We start from the raw sequence: 25395 nt of genomic DNA on the forward strand, positions 1-25395 counted from the left end.
TCATGGATGCGACATGCACCGAGGCCGAGGCGGATCTGATCTGGGAGAAGATTCGTATGGAGGTGGCGCAGCAGGTGGAGCGGGAGCCGATCCTGGCCAGCTTTCTGCACGCGACCATCCTGAACCACAGCTCCCTGGAGGCGGCGCTCAGTTTTCACCTGGCCAACAAGCTCGACAATGCGGTGGCTCCGGCGCTGTTAATTCGCGAGGTGATCGATGAGGCGCTACAGGCCGACCCCTCGATCGGGCACGCGGCCCGCGCGGATTTGAACGCAATCTACCTGCGCGACTCCGCCTGCCACTCCCTGCACGAACCCTTTCTATACTTTAAGGGCTTCCACGCCCTGCAAGTCCACCGTGTGGCTCACTGGCTGTGGCAGCAGCAGCGCCGCTCTCTGGCCATGTTCCTGCAACACCGGGTCTCAGTGGTATTCAGCGTGGATATTCACCCGGCCGCGCGCCTGGGCGAGGGTATACTGCTGGATCACGCCACCGGCATTGTGATCGGTGAGACTGCCGTGGTGGAAAACAACGTTTCCATTATGCAGTCCGTTACCTTGGGCGGCACCGGCAAAGAGAGCGGCGATCGCCATCCGAAAATCCGCCACGGGGTTTTAATTGGCGCGGGCAGCAAGGTGCTGGGCAATATTGAAATTGGCGAGTGCGCCCAGGTCGCCTCCGGTAGTGTGGTTCTGAAATCGGTACCGGCAAAGGCCCTGGTGGCCGGTGTGCCGGCAAAAGTTGTCGGGGCGGCCACCTGTGCTGAACCGGCGCTATCCATGGATCAGTGTGCCCTGTCGCAAGTGCAGAAGTAGGGCTTGTGGCCCCGCAGCAACGCTGTCTGCGGGGTTGGGTTCACTGGGGAAATGACGCAACAGCACTATCCTTTGACCCATGAAATACAGTCTCAGCGCGAAAAATCTCGTCTGCCGCAATTTGGAGGCTTACGCGGACTACCGCGCAGGCCTGCTAAACCCCGATGGCACCAAGGAAATTACCGGCATTGTCCGCAGTGATAGCGGCCTGCCCTCTGCGGGGCTCAATCAGGTGTTTTCCAATATGGTGATGCCGCCGCGTATTATTCAGCGCTTTGTGCTGGATTATTTTGCCGAGCGGCACAGCCCTTTCACCCTCTGGCACAGCGCCTCAAAACCCCTGGACAACGACACCCTGGACGCACTGGGGTTAAAGCGGCGCCAGTCCCTGGTGGCTATGGCGGTGGAGATCGAGAAGCTCAGCACTGCCGAGCCCCCGGCGGTGGAACAACTGGCCATTGCTGCGGTGCAGGCGGAGAATTTGTCCGACTATGGTGCGGTGCAGGCTGCGGTGGCAGGGGAGCCCGAGGGGGCGCAACTGGCGCGCTTCTATCGGGGCCTGCAAGAGATTCCCGAACAGCGGCGCGGGCGCCTGAAACTGTTTCTCGCCCGTTTGGATGGCGTGCCGGTAGCTGCCGCGTGTCTGTTTGCGGCCGCCGATGCCCTGGGCCTCTACGACTCGGTGACGCTGCCGGATTACCGGCAGCGGGGAATTGGCCGGGCCCTGTTTAGCCATTTAGCCGCTGCGGCGCGGGGTGGCCAACACCGCAGCCTGGTGACCTTGGTGCCCGCCGATCGCCAGCAGCTGTTGCTCGACAGTGGTTTTTTTGCGGTCGGCGAACTCGCCCGCTACCAGTACAGCTCGCCGTAAGCGGCCGCTAGGCGCGGCTGAAAGGGAAGGCGATCACTTCTTCGATGGACTGGTAGCCGGCTTTTAGCATCAACAGCCGGTCGACTCCCAGGGCGACACCGGCACACTCCGGCATGCCCTGATCCAGGGCCGCCACCAGGCGCTCTTCAAACGGGTGTAGCGGGCGCTGGTGACTGCGGCGGTATTCCAGGTCTTGGACAAAACGGCGCCGCTGCTCGTCGCTGTCGGTCAGCTCCCAGTAGCCGTTGGCCAGTTCCAATCCCCCCACATAGGCCTCGAAGCGCCTAGCCACGGGAACCCCCTCTTTATCTGTCACCACTTTTGCCAGTGCCGCCTGCTCTGCGGGAAAATCGTAGAGCAGGGTGATGCCCTCGTTCATGCTGGGCTCCAGGCGGTGGCTCATCAGCAGGTCCAGGCACTCGCCGCGCTCGCGGGGGACAAAGGACAACTCCATCTCCCGTTCAACGCAGGCGATCAGCTCGGCTTCGCTGGCGCTGTGGGGGTCCAGTTGCAGCTCTCGCAAAAACAGCTCCCGGTAACTGAGGGACTGAACCTGCTCGGTGGCCAAAATACCCCTGAGCAGCTCGGAGACTTCCCCCATCAGCTGGTGGTCATCCCAGCCGCAGCGGTACCACTCCAGCATGGTGAACTCGGGGTTGTGGCGGCCGCCGGATTCGCCTTGGCGGAAGGCTTTGCCCAGGTAGTAGCAATCCCCCAATCCCGCTGCCAACAGACGCTTTAAACCAAACTCGGGGCTGGTGGCCAGGTAGGCGTTTTCGCCCCGGCACTCGGTGGTGATGGACTCGATATGGGGGTCGCTGGTGGCGCGCTGGGACAGTACCGGCACCTCGGCTTCCAGCACGTCGCGGGCGGCAAAAAAAGTGCGAATTTCAGCGAGTAGCGCTGCGCGCTGGCGCAGGGCGGCAATGGTGGCGGTGGGGCGCCAGGTATCTGTGTTCATGGGGGTAGCTCTGGAGACGAGCGGCCGGAGGCCGCTCGGAGGGTAGGGCGTGCTCAGTCTTCCTTGGCACGGCCCAGGTATTCGGCGGTGCGGGTGTCGACCTTGATGGTTTCACCGATCTCCAGGAACAGGGGAACCTTCACTACTGCGCCGGTAACCAGAGTGGCCGGCTTGGTGCCGCCCTGGGCGGTGTCGCCGCGCAGGCCCGGGTCGGTATCGGTGATTTCCAGAATCACGTGGTTGGGCGGAGTCACTGCCAGCGGCGAGCCGTTGTACAGGGTTACAGTGCAAATATCCTGCTCTTTGAGCCACTTGGCCGCATCGCCCACCGCATCGCTGCTGGCTTGGTGCTGCTCAAAAGTCTCGGGCTCCATGAAATGGTAAAACTCGCCGTCGTTGTACAAGTATTCCATTTCGCGGTCCATTACGTCCGCCGCTTCCAGGCTCTCACCGGAGCGGAAGGTGCGCTCCCATACGCGACCGGTTTTCAGGTTGCGCAGCTTGACGCGGTTGAACGCCTGGCCCTTACCAGGTTTGACGAATTCGTTTTCCACGATTGAGCAGGGGTCGCCGTCCAGCATCACCTTGAGGCCGCCCTTGAATTCGTTAGTGGAGTAACTAGCCATAGCAAATAGAGCCCTTTAAGTCATTTATCTATATGATTTTTAACGAGTTTTTGGTTTCTAGCCGGTTCCGGCCAAGGCTGGGTGCCCGCCACAAATGCTAGCCACAGGTAACTCGTCTGGCTGGGGAAAAGAGACTTTACCGCCAGCCCTGTACGATGGAGCGGGATTATACAGGAGGCTGGGAGCTGGAACGAATAACCTGGGAGATAATGGGGGCGGGCGCCACAGATATTGCGGCGCCGGGCGCGCCACTGGGCAGTGGATGCCGGCTCCACTGCCCCTGACGGGCTTAGCTTAGAGGGTCTTCCCCGCCGCCGTAACCTCTCCTCTGCATGCGGCGCACAAAGTAAGCAAACGTTGCCTGTGTGCGTTTTTCCTGAAGAATCCAGTCGTGGGCTTCGCGGCCCAGTTCCGGGTCAATATCCTGAATGGTACCGGCGGACTCGGCCAGGATTTGCAGCTTGGCCGCGCGCTCGCACTGAACCGCCATAACGCAGGCCTCCTCCACAGAGCGGCAGGCCATAATCAGGCCGTGGTGGCCGAGCAGGATTGCGCGCTTGTCTGCGATCGCCGCAGAAATCAATTCCCCCTCACTGTTGCCCACAGGTACTCCCGGCCAGTCTTTGAGGAAAGCAATATCCTCATACAGCATACAGGCGTCCATATGGGAAATTTTCAGCGGGCGCTCCAGCATGGACAGCGCGCACACGTGCATGGGGTGGGTGTGCACAATACAGTTCACATCGGGGCGCGCGCGGTAGATCCAGGAGTGGAAGCGGTTGGCGGGGTTGGCCATCCCCTCGCCGGACAGTACCTCTAGGTCTTCGTTGACCTCGAGTAAATTGGATGAGGTAATTTCATCGAAGCCGAGGCCCAGGCGCTGGGTGTAATAGGTCCCGGGCTTTTCGCTGCGGGCAGTAATTTGTCCTGCCAGGCCAGAGTCGTGGCCGTCGTTAAATAAGATTCGACAAGTCAGCGCCAGCTTTTCTCGCAGCGACCACTCGGGTGTGCTGAGGTGCTGTTTCATCGCTTCACTGGCCCGTTCAACCAGTTCGTTTTTTGCCATTGATAGTGTGTTAGCCATGTGTATCTCCAATTCTCACAGCAAGTTAAATTATTTTTGCACTATTTAATAAAATTTCCTTATTTATTAATGCTTGGCAAAATAATTTATAAAAACCTAACTCAAAATTATTCGATCTTTGTCGAATTTATGTTGGTGGCATTTCCCTATGCCGGAGCTTTCTCCAACAACACCTGTGAGCGGGTTGATTGGTACTTGCTGTTTAAGCGGTGACAGCTTCAGCCTGTTTATGTTTGGAGGCGTGGTAGGCGCTTTCAATAGAATCGAAGAATTGTAGGCGGGCCTCTACAAGGTGGCGCCCGGCTTCGAGCATGATGTCCAGTTGGCTGGGATCTTTGGAGGCGATATCCACCATAATATCGCGAATGGTTTCTGCGTGGCCGTCATCACACTCAATGTGCAGGAGGAAAAATTCCATCTCTTTATCGGTTACGCCACAGGAGCGAAATCCGGCCACAATATCGCTGTATAAATCGGGGACCAGCGCTTCAGCGCCCAGGCACAGAGCGCCGAGTCCGGCGCTGGCTCTGAGATCGCGACAGTTCTTGAACATGGCGTCGATCAAGTGCTGGGTGCCGGGTAAAACTTCGGCGTTTTCCAGGGTTAAACCAAAATGTTCAAGGGTTTCACGATAAATAATCGCGTGTGGTTTGGGGCTGTCGGGCTCCAGGCCTAACTCTTCCATCAGGTTTTCTGCCAGCTCCAGAACTTCATGGTTGCTGGGCAGGTTGGCCATCATTGCGCACAGGTATCTAACGAAAAAACCACTGTAAATACCTTGCTGAACCAAAAATATTTTCAGTTCATCCAGAGTGATGGAGCCTTCGCGACAGCGTTTTAAGAAAGGATGTGCGCGAGTTTGCTCAATGAGTAGGTCTTTATTGGCTTCAAGCAATTCAAGCTGCATTTCCATCGGGTAATTCCTTTTTGTAATTCTAAACTTTCTGTGTGAACACCTTTTAGGTGTTTTTATTTATTTCTCGATAGTGTCCACCTTCGGGTGGGGCGGCAAAATAATTTTCTTTGCCGGCGTTTAAATTAACATCGAATTAACCCTATTGGGAATAAGGGAATTGTGATTTTTTTGTTATTTTGTTGGCATTTTTTTGTGTTGCCGCCTGTTAGTGGTTTTTATTTTGCTAGTGAGCGGTTTTCTTTTTGCTTTATCCTTTTTTATTCTCTTGAAGGTGGTGGTTTTTTTGACTGTGGTGGTTGCCTAAAAACATTGGTTGGGTGGGTTTTTATCAGTGAGTAATCACTCCAGTGGTAAGAGTTAATGCTCGCTGTCTTCTGCCATAAAGTGGGGCGCATCTCCGGTAAAGAAAGGTAAAGGATTTTATGGGGAATTTGCGCGGTAAATTTTTTGTGAGTGTTTGCGAGTTTCTGCATGGTTTAAGGGGGCTGGTACTGCGCGATGCTTCTGCGGCCCGCTGCAATAACTGTTTATTTCAGTTGTATCACGGCCAGAGCAAATCGATTTTTATTGAATTATCTGTAGGGTGAATCGTGACTTTGATTAGGGGCTATGCCTATCAGGGAGCCCTTAAATGATTGCGTAATATGTCTGCGGGTCTTTCACAGTGCTTCGTAAACAGTCTGGCATTCCCGCGAAGCCGCGCCTTGATAGAGAGCCAGAGGCATCGCGAAATTATTCAGAGGCCCCTCAGCTCAAGGATGGTGTAGCGGGGCAGGGCTAGTTGCCTGGGATCTGTTACAATTCGTTATTTTGTAGTGTACCCACAATGGCGTTATCGGCCCCCGACATAGCACTTATCGACACGCAGGAAACCCGCCGCTGGCAGGACGAATTGTCTGATTTGGTCACAGAGCCGGCAGAGTTAATTGACTTATTGCAGCTGGACCCCAGCCAAGTGCCCGATGCTTTAAGAGCTGCGTCGGGCTTCTCCCTGCGTGTTCCGCGGCCCTTTGTGCGCAGAATGCGCCCCGGTGATCCCAGCGATCCCTTGCTCTTACAGGTTTTGCCGGGCGCATCGGAATTGGAGCGGGTACCGGGATTTAGCGCCGATCCCTTGCAGGAGGCCGAGGCCAATCCGCTGCCCGGTGTCGTGCATAAATATCACGGGCGCTTGCTACTGATTGCCGCAGGGCAGTGCGCGGTGAATTGCCGCTACTGTTTTCGCCGGGAATTCCCCTATGGCGACAATCACCTGACCCGCAAGCAGGGCTTGGCCGCGCTGGAGTATATCCGCGCGCGCACGGAGTTGCGCGAAGTTATCTTGAGCGGTGGTGACCCCTTGGTGCTGAGTGATCGACAGCTCGCCTGGTTGTCGGGAGAACTGGCGCAGATCGCCCACCTGGATAAATTAAGAATTCACAGCCGTTTGCCGATCGTCGCACCGAGCCGGGTAAACCGCGAGATGCTGGAGTGGTTTGCGGGCTCCCGTTTAAAGCCGGTATTGGTATTGCACTGCAATCATGCCCGTGAAATTGATAGCGAAGTCAGATCGGCCCTGCTGCGCCTGCGCGAGGCTGGCGTGACCCTGCTCAATCAGGCGGTATTGCTTAAAGGGGTGAACGACAGCGCGGCGGCGTTGGAGGCACTGAGTGAAACCCTATTTGATGCCGGCGTGCTGCCTTACTATTTACACCAATTGGACCGGGTTAACGGCGCCGCCCATTTTGAGGTGTCCGACCAGCAGGCCGTGGAAATTATCGAACAGCTACGCCACCGTGTACCCGGCTACCTAGTGCCAAAATTAGTGCGTGAAATCCCCGGTGTACCGTCTAAATCTCCGGTGTTGTAACGCCTTGGCCAAGCGCGTTACTTAGCAGCTGGTCAGGCAGTATTCCTGCGGCAGTGGCACCGGGTAATAGGTGCCACTAAAAGTGCTTACTATGGTGAGCCCAACTACCAGCCCAACCGCTATGACAGCCCCAGCACTGCGATCCAGGGCTGCGCTTGAAAATTTTTCCCGAAATATCCAACGTAAACCACAGGCGAGATGGGTAAAGAAAGATACCACTGCCAGGGTGTAGTAGGGGGCAAAGAAGATCGGGTAGGCCTTTGCTTGCAGGCCGGCTGCGGCAAAAAAGAAATTAGTATCCAGGCCCTGTACCCACCTGCCGTACATCACTGCTGATATATGAAACATTAAAAAGAAGGCCAGATAGCCGCCAGATACTGCTTGGGCACGATCGAAAAAGCCCTGCCGTTGCCCCCACCTTTTAACAATAAAGGTAAGCCCTGATAGCACCTGGAAAAGGGCGCAACCGAGCAGTAGGACTTCGATAATTTGTCTCCGATAAATTTGTCGGAAACTCTGCATAAAATTGATATGGGTCTCAATGCCCGCTAGGGCTACCAGGTGATTGGTGATATGGCAGAGGATGTACATACTAATGGTGAGGGCGGAAAGTCGGTGTAGTGTGTGAAGCATGGGCGGAACTCCTTTCTGCCGTTGGCTCTCTATCGCTAACTTTAAAGTGTTTTTTCACTGTGTGACTAAACGAAAAAACCACACTATCAATCATATCGCTTCAGCAGTTTTCGTTGAAGCTGTTTTAAATTCTATTGTCTTTTGCCAAATTCTCACTTGCGGGTTTTGCGCGATATTTAGCCTTTGTTGCAGTGATGTTTATTTTTTTAAAAAAAATAGGCCAGAATTGATAGATTTTTTGCGGGGTTAATCGTTATGTTTTTAGGCTTGCTGGGATGGTTTGCGGATTTTCTTTGCCTACTGTGAAGAGCAGCTGTTGGCTGGCTGATAGGTGTGTGTCTGTGGTGGGGCATATTTTTGTTGCCTTATCCTTTTGTTAATAGTTTGTATATATTTCGCTTCTGTGTGATATGTCGGGTTGCTTTTTAATAGGTGAAGCGTTAATAAGTTGCTTGGCGGGTAAACTGTTTTCTATTTTTGTCATGCGCCAGAGTTATTATCCAGAGGTTTTTTGCGGATAAGTGTGAAGACGTTTTTGTAAGAAGTCGGAGAGGGAATTTTGTATCCGAAAAAGGAAGTTATTCAGGCCCTGCCGGAATTGTTGAATGCACAGACAATTCAACAGGTTAAGGACCGTGTGCAACGCTCTATTAGTGCGATAGGGTTTGATTATTATCTTATTGGGTTGGAAGATCCTGCCGGTACCCTCGACCAGTATTCGGTAGAAACCAACTATCCCAGTGACTGCATTGAGAACTATAGCCGGGGAAAATGGGTAACCCGCGATCCGGTCGTGCGCCACTGCCGCCAGTCGCCAATCCCGATGATCTGGCACCGGGCACATTTTTCCGGTGATGCTGGGCGGATATATGAGGAGTCCGAATCCCACGGTATTGCCTCCGGTGTTTCCACAGCACTGCGCGGTGCCAGACAGAGCCGCTTAATGATGATTTCTGTTGCCAATGGAGCGACTTACACCCCAAGGCTCGGCAGCTGGTTGCAGGAAACCATGCCCATGATTCAATTGCTCGCTTCATACGCCTACGAGGCGATTAGCCGCATTGATCAGGGGGCCGCCGCTGTTGAAATCGGGCTCACCCGTCGCGAAGGGGAGTGCCTGCACTGGGCGGCAGTGGGCAAGACGTCCTGGGAAATTTCCAGGATTCTCGGCTGCTCTGAGGCCACAGTGAATTTCCATATTCGCAATGTGATACAGAAACTCGGCGTCGCCAACCGCCGCCAAGCTGTGGCCAGGGCACTCTCTATCGGTTTGATCAGACCTTAAGCCAATACTGCGCCGGCACGGGCGGCCTGCTGGCCGATAAAGCTGCGCAATTCCTGCCGCTTGAGTTTGCCACTGGGGGTACTGGCAATATCCTCCACTAGCTCAATGCGGTCGGGGCACAGGGCGCGGGGGTGCAGTTGCTCCCGGATTCTCTTCATCAGGTCGTCCACCAGTGCGGTTGCCGAGTAGCCGCTATTATTGGCAACCACATAAGCGCGCAATCGAATCAACCCTTCGGCCGTCTCAATAGGCAGAGCTGCGGCTTTGGCTACCCGTTTATCCGCGAGTAGAAATGCTTCGAGTTCCTGCGGGCTAACCCAGTGCCCAGCCACTTTAATTCGCTCGCTGTCGCGGGAAATAAAATGAAACCCCTTTTTATCCCGTGAGAAAAGATCGCTGGTTGCGAAGGGCTGTTTTACCGCTTGCAGTTCACCCGTAGCGGGTGCCAGGTAGCCGAGCATCAGGCAGCCACGAGATAGAGACAGGCTGATATCGTCGCCGTCACCGTGAGGGATTTCGCTGTAGCGAAAACCCTCGACTTTTTGCAGAGCTTCTTCGCCACCTGCCAATTCAGATAAATAGGGTGCGAAGGTTTCGGTGGTGCCGATTGAGTCTAGAATTTGCGCACCGCTCCAGGCCTGCCAACGCCTGCGCACTACGGCGGGTAAGCGCTCCCCGGCTGAGAGGGACAGGCGCAAATGCCCCAGCTGATATTCGCGCTCGGCACGGGACATTAATAAATGGTAGAGGGTTGGCACTGCGAGAAAGACACTGACTTTTTCCGCTTCGATAACATCGAGAAAATCGCAGTGCTGTTTCCATTGGGGCAACATAATGGCAGTGGCTCCCCGGCTCAGGGGAACGTGCAGTCCCTGTAAGCCAAAGGAAAAGAAGGGACCGGTAGTGGCAAGCACCCGATCCTCTGCGCGGATATTCCACAGCGGACCACTGACCGTGCGCTCGAACTCCCAAAAAGAGCGGTGGCTGTGCACACAGAGTTTTGGTCTTCCGGTGGAGCCGGAGGTGGCCAGCACCAGGGCGGGTCTCAGGTCCAGGTCTGCCGCCAGCCGGCTGATTTCACCGGTTGCCACCGGCCCCGCTGCGAGGCCGCTCAACTCCTCGATTGATGACATAGGCTCGAAAGGTGCGCACAGGTCAGCTCCCTCCACGCTGGGGTCTGCCAGGATCACCTTGGGATCAAAATCCTCCCACAGATTGCGGTAGTGTCCCTGAGGGAGGGACGGGTGGACCATAAATGGCAGGTGGCCACTGCGCATAGCCGCCAGCCAGTAAACGGTATTTTCCAGTGTGGCCCCGCCGACCAGGGCGATGCGCTGTTGGCTGCGGCTGCCGGCCAGGTGTAAGTTCAGATCAATGGCTGCGGCAAAGCTCAGCTGCTGCAACTTGCGGTAACTGATACTGCGGCGGCCGGAGGGGGCGATTTCAATGAGTGCAGGGTGGTCGCCCCGGCCATCGCGAACATGGCGATCGACCAGTAGATCGACACATCCCTGATTGGAATCTAAAGGGTTCACGGCAAGGCTTCTCCTCAGTTGCCTGCTGCACCGGCAATTGGGCCGGCACACTATTTTGGTGGTGCAGCGGTGCGCTGCATTACCCGAGTTTTGTTACAGGGCCAGCTCCGGCTCCTGTTGATTCAGTGTCAATGAGCGGGCAAAGCCGCTCTCCGACAGCACGTCATCGCGGAATACGCTTTGCAGTTGCATCAGGGTTGTGGCCGGATTGGAGCGCTGAAATACATTGCGCCCCACACAGATACCCCCGGCCCCGAACTCCACTGTCGCCGCAGCTAACTCAATCAATGCGCGTTCATCGGCCAGGGTGCCACCGGCAAATAGCACGGGGGTATGGCCCTGAATACCATCGATAAGCTCGGGTATACGTTGCAGATTTTGCGGTGCCGCTACCTTGAGTGCATCCACGCCCAGCTCTACAGCGGTGCGCATAAAGTGACGCAGGCGCTCGAGGCCCTGGGCATCGCTGCTTTTGTCATAAACCATATTCAGCACCGGCATTCCCCAGGAGTGGGCCTCGTCCACAACGTGACCGATCAAGCGCAAATTGTGGGATGCGGTTGCTGCGGAGAAATTGGTTTGGATTGAAACGGCATCGGCCCCCAGGCGCACGGCGGCCTCAACGGTGGTGACCAGCTGCTTGATATCCGGCTGCTCATCGGTGCATACGGAACCATTGAGGTGAATAATCAGCCCACAGTCGAGCTTGCCACCGAGGCGCTCCGCCAGGCCCTTGTGCAGGACAACGCCAGTTACCGCGTCTGTATCGAGCCAGCTGAGCATCTCCTCCGGCCGCTGGATACCGGCAATCGGGCCCACAGTCAGGCCGTGATCTAAAGGGACTACCAGTGCTTTACCGGACTGGGGATCTACAAAGCGCTTCCAGCGCCTATTGCGTGCCATTTCAGTCATTGAAATTTCTCCTTTGCTTGTGAGGTGGCGGCTATGCGTCGGAGAGCACCGCGCGAATTGGCCTTCTCAGTATTTTGCGAGTGGGAATGGCGCTGGCGACAGCTGCGATCAGGACCAGGGCGCAAGCTGTTGCCAGATAAATGGGAATAACCCAGGCGAGGTCGACGGGGATAGCATTGGTTGAGCCCGGTGGCGTCCACATAATTTGCGCGGCGCGGACGGCCCAGACAATTGCGGCGGTAATGCCGATACCCAGTGCCGCAGCGGCCAGGGCCAGCCAGCTGTTTTCCAGTGCCGTCAGTGTCAGCACAAAGCGGCGGGTAAAGCCGAGGCTGCGCAGGGTGGCGAATTCCCGCGCGCGCTGGGAAAAGTTCATATAGCTGGCATTCAGCAGGCTGGTAAAACCAATGGCGCAGGCGATGATTGCGATAAAGTTGAGGAAGCCACTCAGCACCGCTTTAAACTGGTGGTAAAACGCGGCGCGATCGGACCACAGGAACACCTCGATATCGCTGAGCCCCGCCTGTTGCAGCTGCCCCTTGATTCGGGCCTGGGCTGCACCGACATCGGCGCTGTCACTCAGCAACACGTGATACTCGCTCACATCGGAGGTGTTCAGCAGGGCCTGGGCATCGGCCATGGGCAGAACGACGAGTCGATCATTTATCTCTTTAATGCCCCAGTCCATGATGCCGGTGGGTAGCGCGCGTATCGCGTTGACCCTGGCGGTCCCACGGGTGGTGGCGGTTAGCTCCAGGGGGCCGGGTGGGCAGTTGATGGGGCGCGACTCGGGCGTGTCCCCGGGTTGCAGCGGCGCGAAGCCCACCGAGGGGATTTCGCAGCCGAGTATCGCCGCCAGCCCCTGGCCGAGAATCAAAGGTTCAGCACGGGTTTCCATCCACAGGGGAGTGCCCGCCACCACATCGTACTCGTAGGCGGGGCCCTTGATGGCGCGGATTTCCCGTACATCCTGGCCGATACCGGCGAAGATACTGCTCACCTGGGCATTGGAGACCATGCCGGAAATACGCAGGATGCGAGCGCTGGCGACAATGTCTGGGTCCGATGCCAGCACTGAGTTGATATCCCCTTGTAGCTCGGCGGTCAGCGGCAATTGCCCCGCGCCTTCGACCTGTCGCGCCAGGTCGGAAGCGGGTCTTTCAATCACCAGGTGACCCCGTGCCCCCCAGTGCATAAAGGCATCGCGGATCAGTGCCACACTGGACTGGGTGTAGCCGGCCAGCAGACACAGGGCGAGCACCGAAATACTCATCACCACAAAAGTGCCCAGAGTTTTGCGCCCCTGGCGCCACAAATTGCGCAGGGACATTGTCAGCAATAATTTAGCGGTCATGTGGGCTCCTACAGAGTCATCAGTGTGTCGACGGTAAACAGGCTTTCCGGCGGCTTGGCCAGTGATACCTGGGCGTACTCAAGCACGCTGTAGCGGTCGGGAAAGTTCGCGTTGACGATCTTCATCTGCGACACAAAAGGCTGCTTTCTGTCCCCCACCTGCACCTGGTTGCCGTACTCGAACAGGGCGATCTTGAGGGGCATGCCACTGGCGGTGAGAAATTCCGCTTTCACTCCCAGCAGGGTGTTTTTGTCGAGGTAATAAACGATGGACTCATAGGTGGCGCTGTCAGTGGCGGCGGTGAGTTTCAGTTTGTGGCAGGGCGTTCCGTCAACTTCAGCGCTTCCCAGGTATTCCGGTGTGTAGTCGCGGGCGTACTGAGTGGAGGCGATATCGCCATTGGCGGCCTCGCCTACGAGCCGTTGCTGCGGGCTGATACTGATAGGCTTGCGCAGCCCCGGTTTGGCGTACCACATGGCGCGGGAGGCGATAAGGATTTTCTCGCCCCGGTAGCGCCTGGGTGCTGTGGTCATGGCCAGGGCCCGCCCGTCCCGCACAGCGATATCGTAATCGGTCTCGGTGGTGCCGGCGGGGTCTTCAGTGTGAATGCGCAACTTCCACTGGTAGCTGCCCCAACCCCCACGAGCCAGGTCTGCCTCGTGTAGCCAGTGGCGCATAATTTCCTTGTCGGGGGTGGCCGTTGCCGCTACTTCCAGCGGTTCAGCTGCCTGGGGTTGCACGGGGAATAGGGTCAGTGCTAAGACCACACTGGCTGTGGCGGATAGCAACTGGGTAAGCGGTACGCTGCGGCGCCCGGGGCGAACTTCTCCGCCGACTTTTTTGCGCGCGGTCAGCAGCGCGCCGAGAGTGATACCGGCCCCGACACAGGCAATGGCGCCGAGGGCTGTGGACAGGGGCAGATCCAGGTCCAGACGGGCCGGCTCAGAGATGCGCGGCAACTGGGTTTCTGCACCGGCGGCGCCGAGGGCGAGCATTGCAATATAAGCGGCAATGGTGGCGACTACGGCCGCAGCGACGGTGGTTAGCAGGCTCTCCCTGACAAACAGACCGGCGATGCGTTTGCGGCTAAAACCGAGCGAGCGCAGCATACCGATTTCGCGGGTGCGATCGGCCACATTCATCGCCAGGGTGTGTTGGATGGTGGTGAGGGCAATAGTGAACACCACCAGGCCGGTGAAGGCGAAGACCATATTAAAAAACCCCATAAAACTGGTGTAGAGCTGGCCGATCTGGGGGTGGTCCCAGGTGGTCACTTCAAAACGGCCCGGCGCCTCACTCGCGAGGCTTGCCGCCAGCTGTTCGCGGAATGGGCCGCTGTGCTGGCGGTTGTCGAGCTGAATCACCACCCTGGAAACGGCATCGGTATCGTAGAGGGATTGCAGCAGCGCCAGCGGTGCCTTGAGCCCCTTGTCTTCAATCGCCTCAATACCGGTGGAGAAGTCACCCAGTAAGGGCGCCTCAATAGCGTTGATCCGGTTGGCGTAGGAGGCGCTGAACAGCTGGAGTTCGGTGCTTTTGGCGGGGTATCCGAGCAGGTCCTGCAACTGGGGGGTAAGGAGCAACCCATCCTCCGGTGGCGGAGTGGCAGCCAGGGGGCTAGCCGCTTGCAGTGCCCGCTCAAAAGCCGGGTCTATGCCCCGGGCCAGGAATACGGCGTTTTCACTGCCCGCCTGCACCACCCCCACGCCGGCCAGCTGGTTGGAGGCGCGCAGAAAATGGGGTAACTCGGCACTCACCCGGTGGATCAGGGCCTGCTCGCTCTTATCCAGCGAGTACTGGGCTGGGGAGGCGGCCAGCTGCTCCGGGCCGTCGGTGCGATATACCTGTACGTGGGCGTTGGCGTCGCGATAGATCACGACTGAGGCCAGAGACCCTTCAACGAAGCGGATATAGCTGAGAAACATCAGCACCGCGAACAAACCCACGGCCACCGCGATTACGGTGGCGAGGGTGCGCCTGCGGTCGCGGTACAGGTTGCGAAAAGCCATCGACCACATTACGCCACCTCGCTTGTATCTGTTGTTAATTCGGCCGCTGCAGTGAGCGGCGCTTCAGCGGCGCTGTCGCTCAGGTGGCCATCGCGCAGCTCTACGACCCGCTTGACGTGTTGCAGCAGGCGCTGGTCGTGGGTGGAAAAGACAAAGGTGACACCCTGTTCCCGGTTCAACTGTTTCATTAACTCCACCAGGGAGAGGGCGCTGGCGGTGTCCAGGCTAGCAGTGGGCTCATCGGCGAGGATCAGCTTCGGTTCTGTCACCAGTGCTCTGGCCACCGCGACCCGCTGCCGCTGGCCACCGGATAATTGATCCGGGCGGAAGCCGGCGAAGCGACTCAGGTTCACAGCGGCCAGGGATGCCTGGGCGCGCCGGCGCATTTCCGCCTTGCTCAGCCGGTGCAGATACAGGGGCAACATAACGTTTTCCAATGCGCTCAATACCGGCACCAGATTAAAGTTCTGAAAAATAATGCCGTAGGTGCGGGAGCGCAGGGTGTCCAGTTGGCGATCGCTGAGCTGGCTGACCGCTTGACCGGCTACGCGAATCTCGCCAGAGGTGGCACTGTCGAGGCAGCCGATCAGATTCAGCATGGTGGTTTTACCGCTACCACTGGGGCCGGTGATCGCGACGAAATCGCCTTTTTGCACCGTGAAGTCGACGCTGTTGAGGGCGGTGACTTGGACTTCGCCGAGCTGGTAGCGCTTGGTCACAGATTCGAATTCGACCAGGTTCATCTTGTTCTCCATTTTTTCGCTCTATCCATGTGTTCCATTCAGAAAAAGAGGTCCACAGCCAGGTAACTGCTGCTGGTCACCGGTTGGCTCAGCGCCAGATCCTCGTTGGCGCGGCTGCCGGAGAGCCCCAAATAGAGGGTGACGCTGTCGCTGGGGCTGTAGGAAAGTTCGGCAAAGCCGCTGCTGCTGGATTGGTCCAGGCCCTGCAATACCCTGGCAGTAAGGCTCCAGCGGCGGTCGCCAAACAGCTTTGGCCAGGTGGTTTGCAGCAGGGCGTAGTGGCGCTGTACAAACGGGTGCAGTGGGCGGTTGCGGGATGGCCCGCTGCCCGCTGATGGCAGGGCGGCGAGCTGTGGATTGCGCAGTTCAGCCCCGTTCAGGGCATAGCCGTTATAGATAAGTTCGAGGCCGGTTTCGGCGCCGGAAGCGGCGCCGTAGCGCAGATTGATCACCCCGTCCCAGCGCCAGTGACTGCGGTTTTGCGCCAGTTCGATACCAGTGTTACTGGATTGTGCGTAGCCCCGCGAAGCGGCAAACTCCGCGCCGAGGGTCCAGGCATCGCCGAGGCCGTGCTGGAAGTAGCCGCCGGCATAGGGTTGAAAACCGCCGCCAGCAGCGGCGACAGCACCGACGCTGGTCACCTGGGCCTCGACCCAATTCCACTCGGCCCGGGTTAGCTGGAAGCTGCCACCGCTGTCGATAGTCTCCACGGTGTCCAGACGCGGATCCGCCACCAACAGGCTTGCGCGGCCCCGGGCGGAGATATCGGTACTGGCGAAAACCATGGGTTTGCCGGGAATATCCCGCCGTGGTGTCACGGCGCCGTTGTCGGGAAACAGTCGGTTGGTGGGGCTGTAGAGCAGTGATGGGCCCCAACCCTGTAGGCGCTTGCCGGCGCCGAAACGGGTGCCCCCGCCGGTTTCGTAGAGCAGGTAGCCCTCGGCAAACCAATCTGGGTAGGGATCTGGTACTGTGGCCGGGCGCTCATCTTTGTCCGCAGCGAGGCGGGGTTTGAGAACGATTCGGGTGCCGTTGCAATAGCCTTGGGTGCAGCGTATTTGTAAGTCCAGACGCAGCTCGGCGGCGCTGCGTCGGGTGTCATCATCCCCCAGAGCTTCGCCTAATTGCTCGCGCTCGTGGATCATCTGTAGACTCAATTCGTAGTCGCTGATCCAGGTTTTACTGTTGCCGCTGGTATCGAAGGCCCACTGGGTCTGGCCCAGGGCGGGGATTGTCGCAGCGGATATGGAGGTGGCAATCAGGCGCTTTGCAAGGCTGTGTCTTCGCACGGGGCCGCCTCCGTAATTGCCGTGTGCGGCTGTTGCACTATCGGGGTGTAGCGCTCGCGCAGGCGACGTTTGAGGGTTTTACCGGTGGCGCCCATAGGGAATTCTGCCCAGTCGATCACCCACAGGTAATCCAGCCGCTGCTCCGGCGGGAGCTGGGCGTTGAGACTTTTGCGCAGGGATTCCGCCTCTGCCAGGTCGGCACCCACCTGCGGGGCGACAACGGCTGCCGGCATCTCGGGGCCGTTTGGGTAGGGGCGCAAACCGAACACACAGGTGTCGAGCACGCCACTTTGCTTCAGCACGATTTCTTCCAGGGGCAGGGTGTACACCGGCCCGGTGGCGCTGTGGATCACGTCCACCTCCCGATCCAGGTGGACAATTTCCCCATCGCTGCCCTGGCGTACCATATCCCCGGTAAACCACCAGCCGTCCAGGGTTGAGGCGTAGTAGACGTCGTGGGCATTCCAGTAACCGTCGAACATGCTCTTGCCCTTGATCATCAGACGCCCCACTTGGCCTTTGGCTACGGGAACCCCGTCGGCGTCGGCAATTTTGATCATTGGACCCAGGGGCGTTTTGCGACCCACGCGGCGCTCGAAGTGTCGGGTCCAGGGAGTGGTGATACGCAGGAGGGCGGCAATACCCACTTCGCTGGAGCCGAGGCCGTCGACAAATAGTGAGCCGCGCCAGGGCAGGCCCAGGCGGGTGAAGAAGGAGCCGTGAACGATAAATGCGCGCTGCTGTACCTCGTGACTGGCATCGGCGGTAGTGCCCCAAATACGCACGCTGTCCAGGGGTTGATCCAGGGCGCCGGATTCCATTAGGCGTGTGTAAGTGACAGGAAACCCAAAGAAAACACTGGGCTCGCGCTTGTGCAGCTGCGACACCAGCTCTTTTGCCTCCAGCTTGTCATCCAGAATGACGTGTATTCCCATCATCAGCATACCGTGCAGGTAGAGATGGGAGACCTGGTGGTTCAGTGGCAGGGCAAAGCAGGCCAGGTCGCGGGTGGAAATGGGGTTGAACAGCACTATGGAGCGCAGGGACTGTGCGATGCCCTCCTGTTTCAGGATTACCCCTTTGGGGGTGCCGGTGGTACCCGAGGTGTGAACAATATAGAGGGGATCGGCGGCGCCTCGGGGGCTCTCAGGTACCGGGGGCAGGGATTCGAGTAGCAGTGCTGCCAGGCTGTGTACGCTCGGGGTCAGGTGCTTGTCGCTATCGGTCAGCACGACCGCTGTAAGCCCTGTAATAAAACGGGTGGCACTATCGGTATTGCTGAGCTTTTGCCAGCCATGGGTATCGGTGAGCAGCAGCTTCACCCCCATGCGCTCCATATAGCTTGCCGCTGTATCGGGGGCGATACGGCCGTTGATGGGGACTGCGATAGCTCCGATGCGCAATGCGGCGACTGAGAACAGGAAGTAGTCGAACTGGTTGGCTTTGTAGATGGCGACCCGGTCTCCTGCACTGACCCCCAGGTGGCTCCAACAGGCCGATAGTTGTCGGACGGTGCGCAGGATTAGCGGGGCACTCCAGTGCTGTTCGCGACTCCAGCTAAGTGGCCGCGTGAGTTCGATCAGTTCGCGCTCGCCGTGACGGCGCGCGGCAAGTTCCAGGGCGCGATCGACGCGGTTGTCCCAGCTGGCCAGCAGGGAGAGTCGCCCCCAGTAGCCGAGCTGTAGCAGGACAAAAGCCAGGTAGCCCAGTACCAGGGTTAAGGGGATAGCAATGGCGTAGCTCATAGTGCATCAACTCCGGTGAGTGGGGGACAGCTCGTCCAGCAGCTTGCGCAACTCACCGAGGAAGGGGGCTGCGAATTCTGCGTGGATATCGGCAAATGCCGAGCGGCGATAAACCAGATCCAATTGCATCCGGCCGTTGACGGTGGGGGTATAGAGAATGAAGTCGTAGGGCGGCACTAGGCAGCCGAAGCCCACATAGCTCTGGGTTTTGTGTTGCTCGGAACCAAAGTGAGAAAAGTCCTCTTCGATCCGCCCCGGGTTGGAGTAACAGGCATTGGTGCCGAGGGCCCGATTCAGCAGGCGCCGCGCCAAGCCGTGCAGGGGGCGCAGTCGCAGTATCGGCAGCAGGGTTTCCAGCCTCGCGATTTCAGTGCTGACCCGGCCACTGCCCCGCGCCTTAGCCATGGCGCTGTGCATGTTTTCCAGTAGGAGCGGGGTGCTCAGGCCGGTGCGCAGGCGAATCCCGGTGGGGATTAGATAGTTGCGAAAGCTGTGGTCGTAGCGGGGGTCTATCAGCCGGCGCAGGCTCACCGCACAGGTCATGCGCAAATAGCCGGACCTGTGCCGACCTGAAGTTTCCATCAGTCGCGCCAGGGCGCTGCACAGCAGGGTGTTTATGGTGACTCCATTGGACTTGGCTGTGTTGGCCAGGCGCTCTTCCAGGGCTCTGGGCATCAGGCTCTGGAAAAAATCCAGTTGGCCGATTTCCCGGTGAGTGTCCGCAGTCTCCCAGCGCTGTCCGCGCAGTTTTACCGGCATGCCGCTGTCGTTGCGCATCAGGTCGAGCCCCACACTGGCAAATGCTTGCAGCCAGCGATAGCCGCGCTTTAGGGGGCGGAACCAGTCCGGGCGAATTTCCGGCAGCGGTGTGAAGGGCAGCGCCTGACTGGGGGCAAGCGCACCGGGCACACCGCTGATATGGGCGTAGTGGTCGATGATCGCGCGCAGCAGCAGACAGTCACTGCGGGCGTCGGCGACGCCGTGATGGCTGCTCAGGTAGACGCAGGAGTTGTGCCCCTTGCCGCCATTGACCAGTAAGACCTGGAGGGGCGGGCGATCGCGCCACTGCAGGCGGTGCGCCGAGCTGAAATCCATCAGCAGCTGGCGGAAATCGGGATCGTTGAAGTCGCAGGCACCCACATACTCCAGGTAGTGCACCCATTGATGGGCGCCGGTATCTACTTCGTGCAGCTGCTGGCCTTTGGGGCGGGTGCGCAGCAGCGGTATCTGCCCCGCCGCACGCTGCACACTCTGCTCCAGTAATTGTGGCTGGATTTGCCCGCTGACGATCAGGATCTGGTTGGTGTTGACGTTGGCCAGCTCACCCAAGTGAACAAAGAACTCGGCCATGGCATCGATGGGCTGGGGGGCCGTGGCGGTGACTTCGGCGGCGGTTGTCGAGGCGGTGAAACTGTCCATGGCCAGCTCCTCAGATCACTTCGGCAGTTTCAGCCTTCTCGGCCGCACTGGTTTGGGTGGCTGTGGGTTTTTCGGCATACCAGGCGCACAGCGCCCAGACCTCTTGCGCAGATAGGGGTTTAACGGGTTCAGTGCGCCCGGTAACGGCATCCAGACGGGAGCGGTCGAAGTGCCACTCGATGCGCATAAAGCGCTGGTTGAGCCTTACGGCCCGATCAAATTTTTGTTCGATCGAGGTGCTGGGGTTGCCCAGGTGGGCCTTCACTCCGGCGACATCCGCCCAAATCTGCACCATTTGTTCTGCCGGCACTGCAACGCCACCGGAGCAGTGGAATACCTCGAACTCTCCGGAATCTGCGCTGCGCAGGGTTAGTGAACAGGCGTCGGCGCACAGCTGGTCCACGGAAACCAGGTCCAGACGCGGCTCTGGCAGCAGGTCGACGGCGAGATCGCAATTGCCCGCGCCGGCCACGGCCAACATGGCGTCCTGGAACATGTAAAAACCAAAGCCGTTACGGTGTACCCAGTGGGTATGGCGGTGCCCCACGACTACGCTGGGGCGGAAGATCGTGATCGGCAGGCGGTTGCGCCGCGACAGCAGGTGTAGGGAGTGCTCCGCGCTCCACTTGGTGGTCTGGTAGGTATTTACCATCTGGCTGAAGGGGTGCAGCTCTTCCTTCACTTCACCGCCGGCCATACCCGCGACATAGGCGGTGGAGACGTAATAGAAGCGCCGGCACTTGGGCGCCTGTTGCTGAACGGTCTGGTAGAGCCGCGCGGTATTGCCCACATTGGTGTTAATAGCGCTTTCCAGCTTATGGGGGGAGTAGCTCATCTCCGCCGCTACATGCCACACCTCGGTCACACCACTGAGATCGGTTGCGGTGAGAATATTTTCCAGCGCACTGAAATCCGTATCGATCACTGTCAGGTGGTTCTCAACTGCGCCGCTCACATCCAACTGGCAGCCGTGTGCAGCGGTGAGTACGGCATTGATTGTGCGAATGCTGTCTGGATCATTGCGGGATAGGGCGATGACTTTAACCCCGCGAGCTAAAAGGTTTGCCGCCAGTGCGCTGCCGACAAAGCCGGTTGCGCCGGTGATGAGTACCTGGTGCACTTTCACTCTCCTTGTATATCCGGTCGGTGATTTGGCGGAGGCGCAGCGCGCCTCCGGGCGGGGAATCAGAGTTCGATAATGTGTTCGTCGACTTTCACACCGACGTGGCGGCCGGGTTCGGTGCCGAAGCCCAGTACGCGATCGCCGGGCTTGAGTTCGGTGACATTCAGCGGGGTTGCCTTGTCGGAGAACACGCGCACATGCCAGTCGTCCTGCATGATGATGTTCACCTTGCGGTTTTGCGGGAAGGTGGCCTCAATCAGGAGCAGCGGGCGAATTTCTGTTTTGGTGCGCCCCACGTAAACCTGGCGGGTTTCCCCTTTGGCGTTGACTGTGGTCAGTTGGCTGCCGGCGCGCAGTTCGCTGATATAACTGGTGCGATCATTGCTTTGGAATACATAGCTGTGTACCGAGGCGGCGTTGATACGGAATGGACGCAGTTCCATATACGGCAGGTGGAACACCTCCGGGCAGCAGAGAATGCCGCCAGTTGAGGTCGATCCCACCAGGATGCCCTCATCCGGGTTGAACATATGGGTGGTGTCGATACAGGCTCGATAGCCCAGGCCCAGGTGAGTGATGCGGTCAATAACGCCCACTTCGATATCTATTTTCGGCGAGGTCTGCGCATCCATTTTGTTGGCGAAACGGTCGAACTGTTCCATGGAGGTGAAAGAGGCGAGGACCCCGTCACTGCCAAGCTCGAGGACGCCGAGTGCGATGACGGCATCGTCTACATCCTGGTGCACCTCTTTGAGCAGTACTGTGTTGGTCTTGTGCAGTTCGGCAATGACCAGTTCCAGCGGGATATTGGTGGGGTCTTTGAAGGACACCATCAGATGGTCGTAGTGCATGCCCTGGTGGAAAGAGGTGTGCAGGCTCTCGGCATTGTCTACGTGAATACGCAGGCTGGTGCGCAGGCCGGTTTCGCTCGCGGCACTCAGTACCTGGGCTTCGTAGCTGGATACGATTGCGGGTTTTCCCTGCTCGGCGCTGTCTTGCAACCGCTGGGCAAATTTTTCCCACTCGCCCATATCCTCCAAATGCACGACCCGCTGTAATCTGGGGGAGGCGGCTTCGTTTAAAAGATCAAAATTATCGGCGTAGAGGACAATACCGTTGTAACGCCCCTGGCCGAGACGCTGGGTAATCGCCTTGCGGGTTTCCTCATCCAGTGTTTTGAGAACATTGGAGTCATACCAGAGTACATGCTCGCGACTGTCGCGCACTTCGGTGGTTGCGGGAAAAAGAGCGGTGTTGGCGGGCGGTACTGGCTCCAGCGGTGTGGTGGGCTCGCGCCTGGATGGGGAAGCTTTTTCCTGTGTCGCTTTGCGGTTTTTTTTCGGGGTAGCAGGGCGTTTGCTCTCAACTTGTTCCATGTCGGTTTCCTGGTGACGTTTGAAAATCTGTGGAGCTGGCTGAGGGAATCGGGGGCGGCTCGATAAGTGAGTCGGATCACTGGGGATTCCCCAGTAATGGCTTCCCTGCATCTGGCCAGCGGCCATAAATACCGGCGGTTAGACTAAGTTCGAGGGTGGGGAGCGTCACCTAGCAAAACTGTTAGGTGCGGTTGCTTGGCGCCTCTGTTAACACTTTTTACTGGCGTGCTAATTGAGTTTTTTATCACTACAAGGCGTATTTAATTAACCGTCTCAGAATTTAAATGGAGCTGTATGTATGACGATGGTTTTCGCAGCTCTGGAATGGCTATTAGCGGAAGTCGCGGGGAAATGAGGCGGAGCATGTTTATTTCCCCAGCGCAGCGAGCCGGCTGGCGGGGGAAAGCGCAGGGTTGGAGAAGTAAACTCCCAGCAAATTGATCTATGCTAACGGCTCTATCTCTATGCTCGATATATTTACCCGCTCGATCGGTTTCCCAGGCAGGCCATCCCAAGGGCAGGTAATTACGCCGTAAAAATTTGAATAGCGGTCAGCGGAGCGGGGGCGCAGAAAAGTGGACTCTTTTAACTGGGCGTTTTGTGTGATTTAGGTCACAGGTGCCAGTTTGATCTACTCTTGTATGCCAGCCTCTAGGCCCCCTAAAATTACCGCCAGCGGTAGCTGTGTGCCGCCATTTAAAAATAGAGCAAATAATGAGTAGCAACGACACAATACGACTTCTCCTGATTCACGATACCCCATCGGAAGCCCAGCGCCTTGTGAGTATGCTGCACAACGCAGGCCGTCCCAACCGAGCACAGCATGTCGCCAGCGAGGCAGCATTTAACCGCCTGCTACAGGATAAAACCTGGGATTTGGCGATTGCTGCCGAGAGCAGCACCCAGGTGTCCCCCGCAGTGGCACTGCGCACCATTAGCAAACTGCAAAAGGATGTCCCGGTCATTATGTTGACCGAGCGCAGCGGTGCCCAACCGGTGGTGGAGGGGCTGAAGCTCGGGGCCCGCGATGTGGTGGTGGTGGATGAGGACCAACACCTGCTCTTTGTGATACAGCGGGAGCTGGCGGCGCTGGCCAACCGCCGCCAGGCGCGCCTGCACGATCGCCGCTATCACGCCACTTTGCAGCGCGCCAAAGAGCTGCTCGATAGTTCCAAAGATGCTATCGCTTATATCTCTGATGGCCTGATCGTCTACGCCAATGATTCTCTGGCCGAGCGCTTTGGCTACGACTCCGGCGAGGATATCGAATATCAGCCGCTGATCGATATGCTGGCGGAAAGTGAACAGGAGGCGGGGCGCGAGTTTCTGAAAAGCTGCGCGATCGACAATAACGAGCTGGAGGCGAAGGAGTGGCAGTTTACCGCCAAGACCGCCTCCGGCGAGTCCCTGCCCACCCGAGCAGAAGTGCTTAGCACCACTTACGACGATGAGCGCTGTCTACAGGTGCGTATCGCCTCCCGCAGAGGCGATACGGAGCAGTTGGAGGCACAGCTCAGCGATATTAAAAACCGCGACCCGCTGACCGGGCTGTTCAATCGCCAGCACTTCCTTCAGGTTTTGGATTCCTGTATCAAATCCGCCGCAGATTCCCACAATACCGGTGGTCTGATGCTGATCGAGGTGGACCGCTTTGAAGATGAGGTGTTGAAAGCTGTGGGGGTGGCCGGCGCCGACGCCCTGCAAAAAGCATTGGCGGAACTGCTCAAGTCCTGCCAGCGCAGTGGCGATACCCTGGCGCGATACAGCGAGGACGCCTTCTGCCTGCTCAGCCCCAATACCACCCCGGACAGCATTGAGCAGCGCGCCCGCGATATTCTGAAAAAGGTTTCCGATACCATCTTCGATGCGGATGGCAAAACTCTGCAAATTACCGCCTCTATCGGTATGTCTCTGATGAGTGAGGCCTCCAGCGGTGCGCAGCAGGTGTTGGATCAGGCGCTATCGGCGCACAAGCAGGCCCTGGGAGCGGATAAGAAAGGCGGCAATTTTGCCCTTTACGAACCGGACACCGACGGCGGTGCCGATGCCGATACCTACCACCGCGCCCGCGTGGTTCAGGCCCTGGAAGCCGGCAGCCTGAAACTGCTGTACCAGCCGATCCTCAGCTTGCAGGGGACCGGCGAGCAGTTGTACGAAGTGCTGGTGCGCATGCTCGACGACAGGGAAGAACTGGCGCCGCTGGCCTTCCTGCAAGAACTCGGCGATGCGGGCCTGTCGGCGAAAATGGACCGCTGGGTAATTATTACCGCGATCAAGGCCGCAGCGGCGGCTCGGGCTGAGGGCAAGAATATTACCCTGATGCTGCATATTACCTCCGCCTCCCTGGTGGACAGCAGCTTGCCCGGTTGGCTGGGGGTGGCGTTTAAGGCGGCCAAGGTGGCGCCGGGGACGGTGATCTTCCAGCTGCGCCAGGAGGATATCAACAGCAACCTGCACGCGGCCCGGGACTTCACCACCCAGGTGCAGCAACTGGGCTGCCGGGTCTCCGTGTGTCACTTCGGCACCGGCCTCAATCCGTTCAAGGCGCTGGAGCATGTGAAGGTGGATATCGCCAAGATTGACCCCTCCTTTGTGCGCGAGGTCCAGGACGAGGGTGAGAGCAGTGACTCCCTGGCGGGGCTGGTACAGCGCCTGGGCGAGGCGAATACCAAGGTGATAGTGCCCCATATCGAGCAGGCCAGCATGCTGCCGACCCTGTGGCAGACCGGCACCGACTATATTCAGGGCTACTATGTGCAGGCTCCGGCGGAAGAGATGAACTTCGACTTCAGTCTCGAATAACTCCTCTGCGCCAGTGTTTAAAAAACCGCGCCATCTCTGCCGATCGCG

The 25395-nt window shown here is 58.2% G+C and carries 20 protein-coding genes; 5 read left to right on the top strand and 15 right to left on the bottom strand.

Annotation, left to right across the window (positions count from 1 at the left end):
- Window positions 1–2 precede the first annotated feature (2 nt).
- Together cysE and ACJJIK_RS16690 are read left to right on the top strand one after the other, a co-directional pair.
- The gene (gene cysE, locus ACJJIK_RS16685; RefSeq protein WP_444929409.1) at window positions 3–815 is read left to right on the top strand and encodes a serine O-acetyltransferase; all 813 of its coding nucleotides are present in this window, start codon (window positions 3–5) and stop codon (window positions 813–815) included.
- Between the two features lie 79 nt (window positions 816–894).
- The gene (locus ACJJIK_RS16690; RefSeq protein ID WP_444929410.1) at window positions 895–1686 is read left to right on the top strand and encodes a GNAT family N-acetyltransferase; all 792 of its coding nucleotides are present in this window, start codon (window positions 895–897) and stop codon (window positions 1684–1686) included.
- Between the two features lie 7 nt (window positions 1687–1693).
- Here the strand turns inward: ACJJIK_RS16690 and epmA are convergent, their stop codons facing one another.
- From epmA to ACJJIK_RS16710, 4 genes are all read right to left on the bottom strand, one after another.
- Window positions 1694–2647, bottom strand: coding sequence for an EF-P lysine aminoacylase EpmA (epmA, locus tag ACJJIK_RS16695; RefSeq protein ID WP_444929411.1), 954 nt, complete (start codon window positions 2645–2647; stop codon window positions 1694–1696).
- A 53-nt stretch (window positions 2648–2700) separates the two neighbouring features.
- A complete protein-coding gene (efp, locus tag ACJJIK_RS16700; RefSeq protein ID WP_444929412.1) occupies window positions 2701–3273 on the bottom strand; it encodes an elongation factor P in 573 nt (190 codons plus the stop codon).
- A 289-nt stretch (window positions 3274–3562) separates the two neighbouring features.
- Entirely contained in the window at window positions 3563–4357 is a 795-nt protein-coding gene (locus ACJJIK_RS16705) for an aldolase (RefSeq protein WP_444929413.1), read from the bottom strand.
- 202 nt (window positions 4358–4559) lie between these two features.
- Window positions 4560–5270: a TenA family transcriptional regulator gene (locus tag ACJJIK_RS16710; RefSeq protein WP_444929414.1), complete on the bottom strand. Its 711-nt coding sequence runs from the start codon at window positions 5268–5270 to the stop codon at window positions 4560–4562.
- Between the two features lie 829 nt (window positions 5271–6099).
- On the opposite strand from ACJJIK_RS16710, the gene epmB reads away from it, so the two are divergent.
- On the top strand, window positions 6100–7122 hold the full coding sequence (gene epmB, locus ACJJIK_RS16715) for an EF-P beta-lysylation protein EpmB (RefSeq protein WP_444929415.1): 1023 nt from the start codon (window positions 6100–6102) through the stop codon (window positions 7120–7122).
- A 21-nt stretch (window positions 7123–7143) separates the two neighbouring features.
- On the opposite strand, the gene ACJJIK_RS16720 is transcribed toward epmB, so the two are convergent.
- Window positions 7144–7755 carry a hypothetical protein gene (locus ACJJIK_RS16720; protein ID WP_444929416.1) on the bottom strand — a complete coding sequence of 204 codons (612 nt, stop codon included), beginning with the start codon at window positions 7753–7755 and terminating at the stop codon, window positions 7144–7146.
- A 559-nt stretch (window positions 7756–8314) separates the two neighbouring features.
- On the opposite strand from ACJJIK_RS16720, the gene ACJJIK_RS16725 reads away from it, so the two are divergent.
- On the top strand, window positions 8315–9040 hold the full coding sequence (locus tag ACJJIK_RS16725; RefSeq protein WP_444943381.1) for an autoinducer binding domain-containing protein: 726 nt from the start codon (window positions 8315–8317) through the stop codon (window positions 9038–9040).
- Here the strand turns inward: ACJJIK_RS16725 and ACJJIK_RS16730 are convergent.
- The 10 genes from ACJJIK_RS16730 to ACJJIK_RS16775 all read right to left on the bottom strand — a co-directional run bounded on the left by ACJJIK_RS16730 (window position 9037) and on the right by ACJJIK_RS16775 (window position 22545).
- Window positions 9037–10575, bottom strand: coding sequence for an AMP-binding protein (locus ACJJIK_RS16730; RefSeq protein ID WP_444943382.1), 1539 nt, complete (start codon window positions 10573–10575; stop codon window positions 9037–9039). The genes ACJJIK_RS16725 and ACJJIK_RS16730 overlap by 4 nt on opposite strands.
- Window positions 10576–10668: 93 nt before the next feature.
- Window positions 10669–11487 (bottom strand): class I fructose-bisphosphate aldolase, encoded by an 819-nt coding sequence (locus tag ACJJIK_RS16735; RefSeq protein WP_444943383.1) that lies wholly within the window; start codon window positions 11485–11487, stop codon window positions 10669–10671.
- A 31-nt stretch (window positions 11488–11518) separates the two neighbouring features.
- A complete protein-coding gene (locus tag ACJJIK_RS16740) occupies window positions 11519–12841 on the bottom strand; it encodes an ABC transporter permease (RefSeq protein WP_444943384.1) in 1323 nt (440 codons plus the stop codon).
- Window positions 12842–12849: 8 nt separating this feature from the next.
- Complete coding sequence (locus tag ACJJIK_RS16745; protein WP_444943385.1) at window positions 12850–14859, bottom strand: outer membrane lipoprotein-sorting protein; 2010 nt, start codon at window positions 14857–14859, stop codon at window positions 12850–12852.
- The gene (locus ACJJIK_RS16750; protein ID WP_444943386.1) at window positions 14859–15593 is read right to left on the bottom strand and encodes an ABC transporter ATP-binding protein; all 735 of its coding nucleotides are present in this window, start codon (window positions 15591–15593) and stop codon (window positions 14859–14861) included. Before ACJJIK_RS16750 ends, ACJJIK_RS16745 begins: the two co-directional genes overlap by 1 nt.
- Window positions 15594–15631: 38 nt before the next feature.
- Window positions 15632–16882: a hypothetical protein gene (locus ACJJIK_RS16755; protein ID WP_444943387.1), complete on the bottom strand. Its 1251-nt coding sequence runs from the start codon at window positions 16880–16882 to the stop codon at window positions 15632–15634.
- Window positions 16852–18627, bottom strand: a complete 1776-nt coding sequence (locus ACJJIK_RS16760) for a class I adenylate-forming enzyme family protein (RefSeq protein WP_444943388.1) — start codon at window positions 18625–18627, stop codon at window positions 16852–16854. Before ACJJIK_RS16760 ends, ACJJIK_RS16755 begins: the two co-directional genes overlap by 31 nt.
- A gap of 6 nt (window positions 18628–18633) precedes the next feature.
- A complete protein-coding gene (locus ACJJIK_RS16765; protein WP_444943389.1) occupies window positions 18634–20046 on the bottom strand; it encodes a hypothetical protein in 1413 nt (470 codons plus the stop codon).
- A gap of 10 nt (window positions 20047–20056) precedes the next feature.
- Entirely contained in the window at window positions 20057–21166 is a 1110-nt protein-coding gene (locus tag ACJJIK_RS16770; protein ID WP_444943390.1) for an SDR family oxidoreductase, read from the bottom strand.
- Window positions 21167–21231: 65 nt separating this feature from the next.
- Window positions 21232–22545: a 3-dehydroquinate synthase II gene (locus ACJJIK_RS16775; protein ID WP_444929427.1), complete on the bottom strand. Its 1314-nt coding sequence runs from the start codon at window positions 22543–22545 to the stop codon at window positions 21232–21234.
- Window positions 22546–23259: 714 nt separating this feature from the next.
- Here ACJJIK_RS16775 and ACJJIK_RS16780 point away from each other — a divergent pair.
- Window positions 23260–25347: an EAL domain-containing protein gene (locus tag ACJJIK_RS16780; protein WP_444929428.1), complete on the top strand. Its 2088-nt coding sequence runs from the start codon at window positions 23260–23262 to the stop codon at window positions 25345–25347.
- Window positions 25348–25395 lie beyond the last annotated feature (48 nt).

Source organism: Microbulbifer regidiadema (SeqCode) (assembly GCF_052466995.1).

Excerpts from the sequence above, each read along its gene's own strand:
- cysE (WP_444929409.1), top strand. The coding sequence starts at position 3 with ATGGATGCGACATGCACCGAGGCCGAGGCGGATCTGATCTGGGAGAAG.
- ACJJIK_RS16690 (WP_444929410.1), top strand. The coding sequence starts at position 895 with ATGAAATACAGTCTCAGCGCGAAAAATCTCGTCTGCCGCAATTTGGAG.
- epmA (WP_444929411.1), bottom strand. The coding sequence starts at position 2,647 with ATGAACACAGATACCTGGCGCCCCACCGCCACCATTGCCGCCCTGCGC.
- efp (WP_444929412.1), bottom strand. The coding sequence starts at position 3,273 with ATGGCTAGTTACTCCACTAACGAATTCAAGGGCGGCCTCAAGGTGATG.
- ACJJIK_RS16705 (WP_444929413.1), bottom strand. The coding sequence starts at position 4,357 with ATGGCTAACACACTATCAATGGCAAAAAACGAACTGGTTGAACGGGCC.
- ACJJIK_RS16710 (WP_444929414.1), bottom strand. The coding sequence starts at position 5,270 with ATGGAAATGCAGCTTGAATTGCTTGAAGCCAATAAAGACCTACTCATT.
- epmB (WP_444929415.1), top strand. The coding sequence starts at position 6,100 with ATGGCGTTATCGGCCCCCGACATAGCACTTATCGACACGCAGGAAACC.
- ACJJIK_RS16720 (WP_444929416.1), bottom strand. The coding sequence starts at position 7,755 with ATGCTTCACACACTACACCGACTTTCCGCCCTCACCATTAGTATGTAC.
- ACJJIK_RS16735 (WP_444943383.1), bottom strand. The coding sequence starts at position 11,487 with ATGACTGAAATGGCACGCAATAGGCGCTGGAAGCGCTTTGTAGATCCC.
- ACJJIK_RS16740 (WP_444943384.1), bottom strand. The coding sequence starts at position 12,841 with ATGACCGCTAAATTATTGCTGACAATGTCCCTGCGCAATTTGTGGCGC.
- ACJJIK_RS16745 (WP_444943385.1), bottom strand. The coding sequence starts at position 14,859 with ATGTGGTCGATGGCTTTTCGCAACCTGTACCGCGACCGCAGGCGCACC.
- ACJJIK_RS16750 (WP_444943386.1), bottom strand. The coding sequence starts at position 15,593 with ATGAACCTGGTCGAATTCGAATCTGTGACCAAGCGCTACCAGCTCGGC.
- ACJJIK_RS16760 (WP_444943388.1), bottom strand. The coding sequence starts at position 18,627 with ATGAGCTACGCCATTGCTATCCCCTTAACCCTGGTACTGGGCTACCTG.
- ACJJIK_RS16765 (WP_444943389.1), bottom strand. The coding sequence starts at position 20,046 with ATGGACAGTTTCACCGCCTCGACAACCGCCGCCGAAGTCACCGCCACG.
- ACJJIK_RS16775 (WP_444929427.1), bottom strand. The coding sequence starts at position 22,545 with ATGGAACAAGTTGAGAGCAAACGCCCTGCTACCCCGAAAAAAAACCGC.
- ACJJIK_RS16780 (WP_444929428.1), top strand. The coding sequence starts at position 23,260 with ATGAGTAGCAACGACACAATACGACTTCTCCTGATTCACGATACCCCA.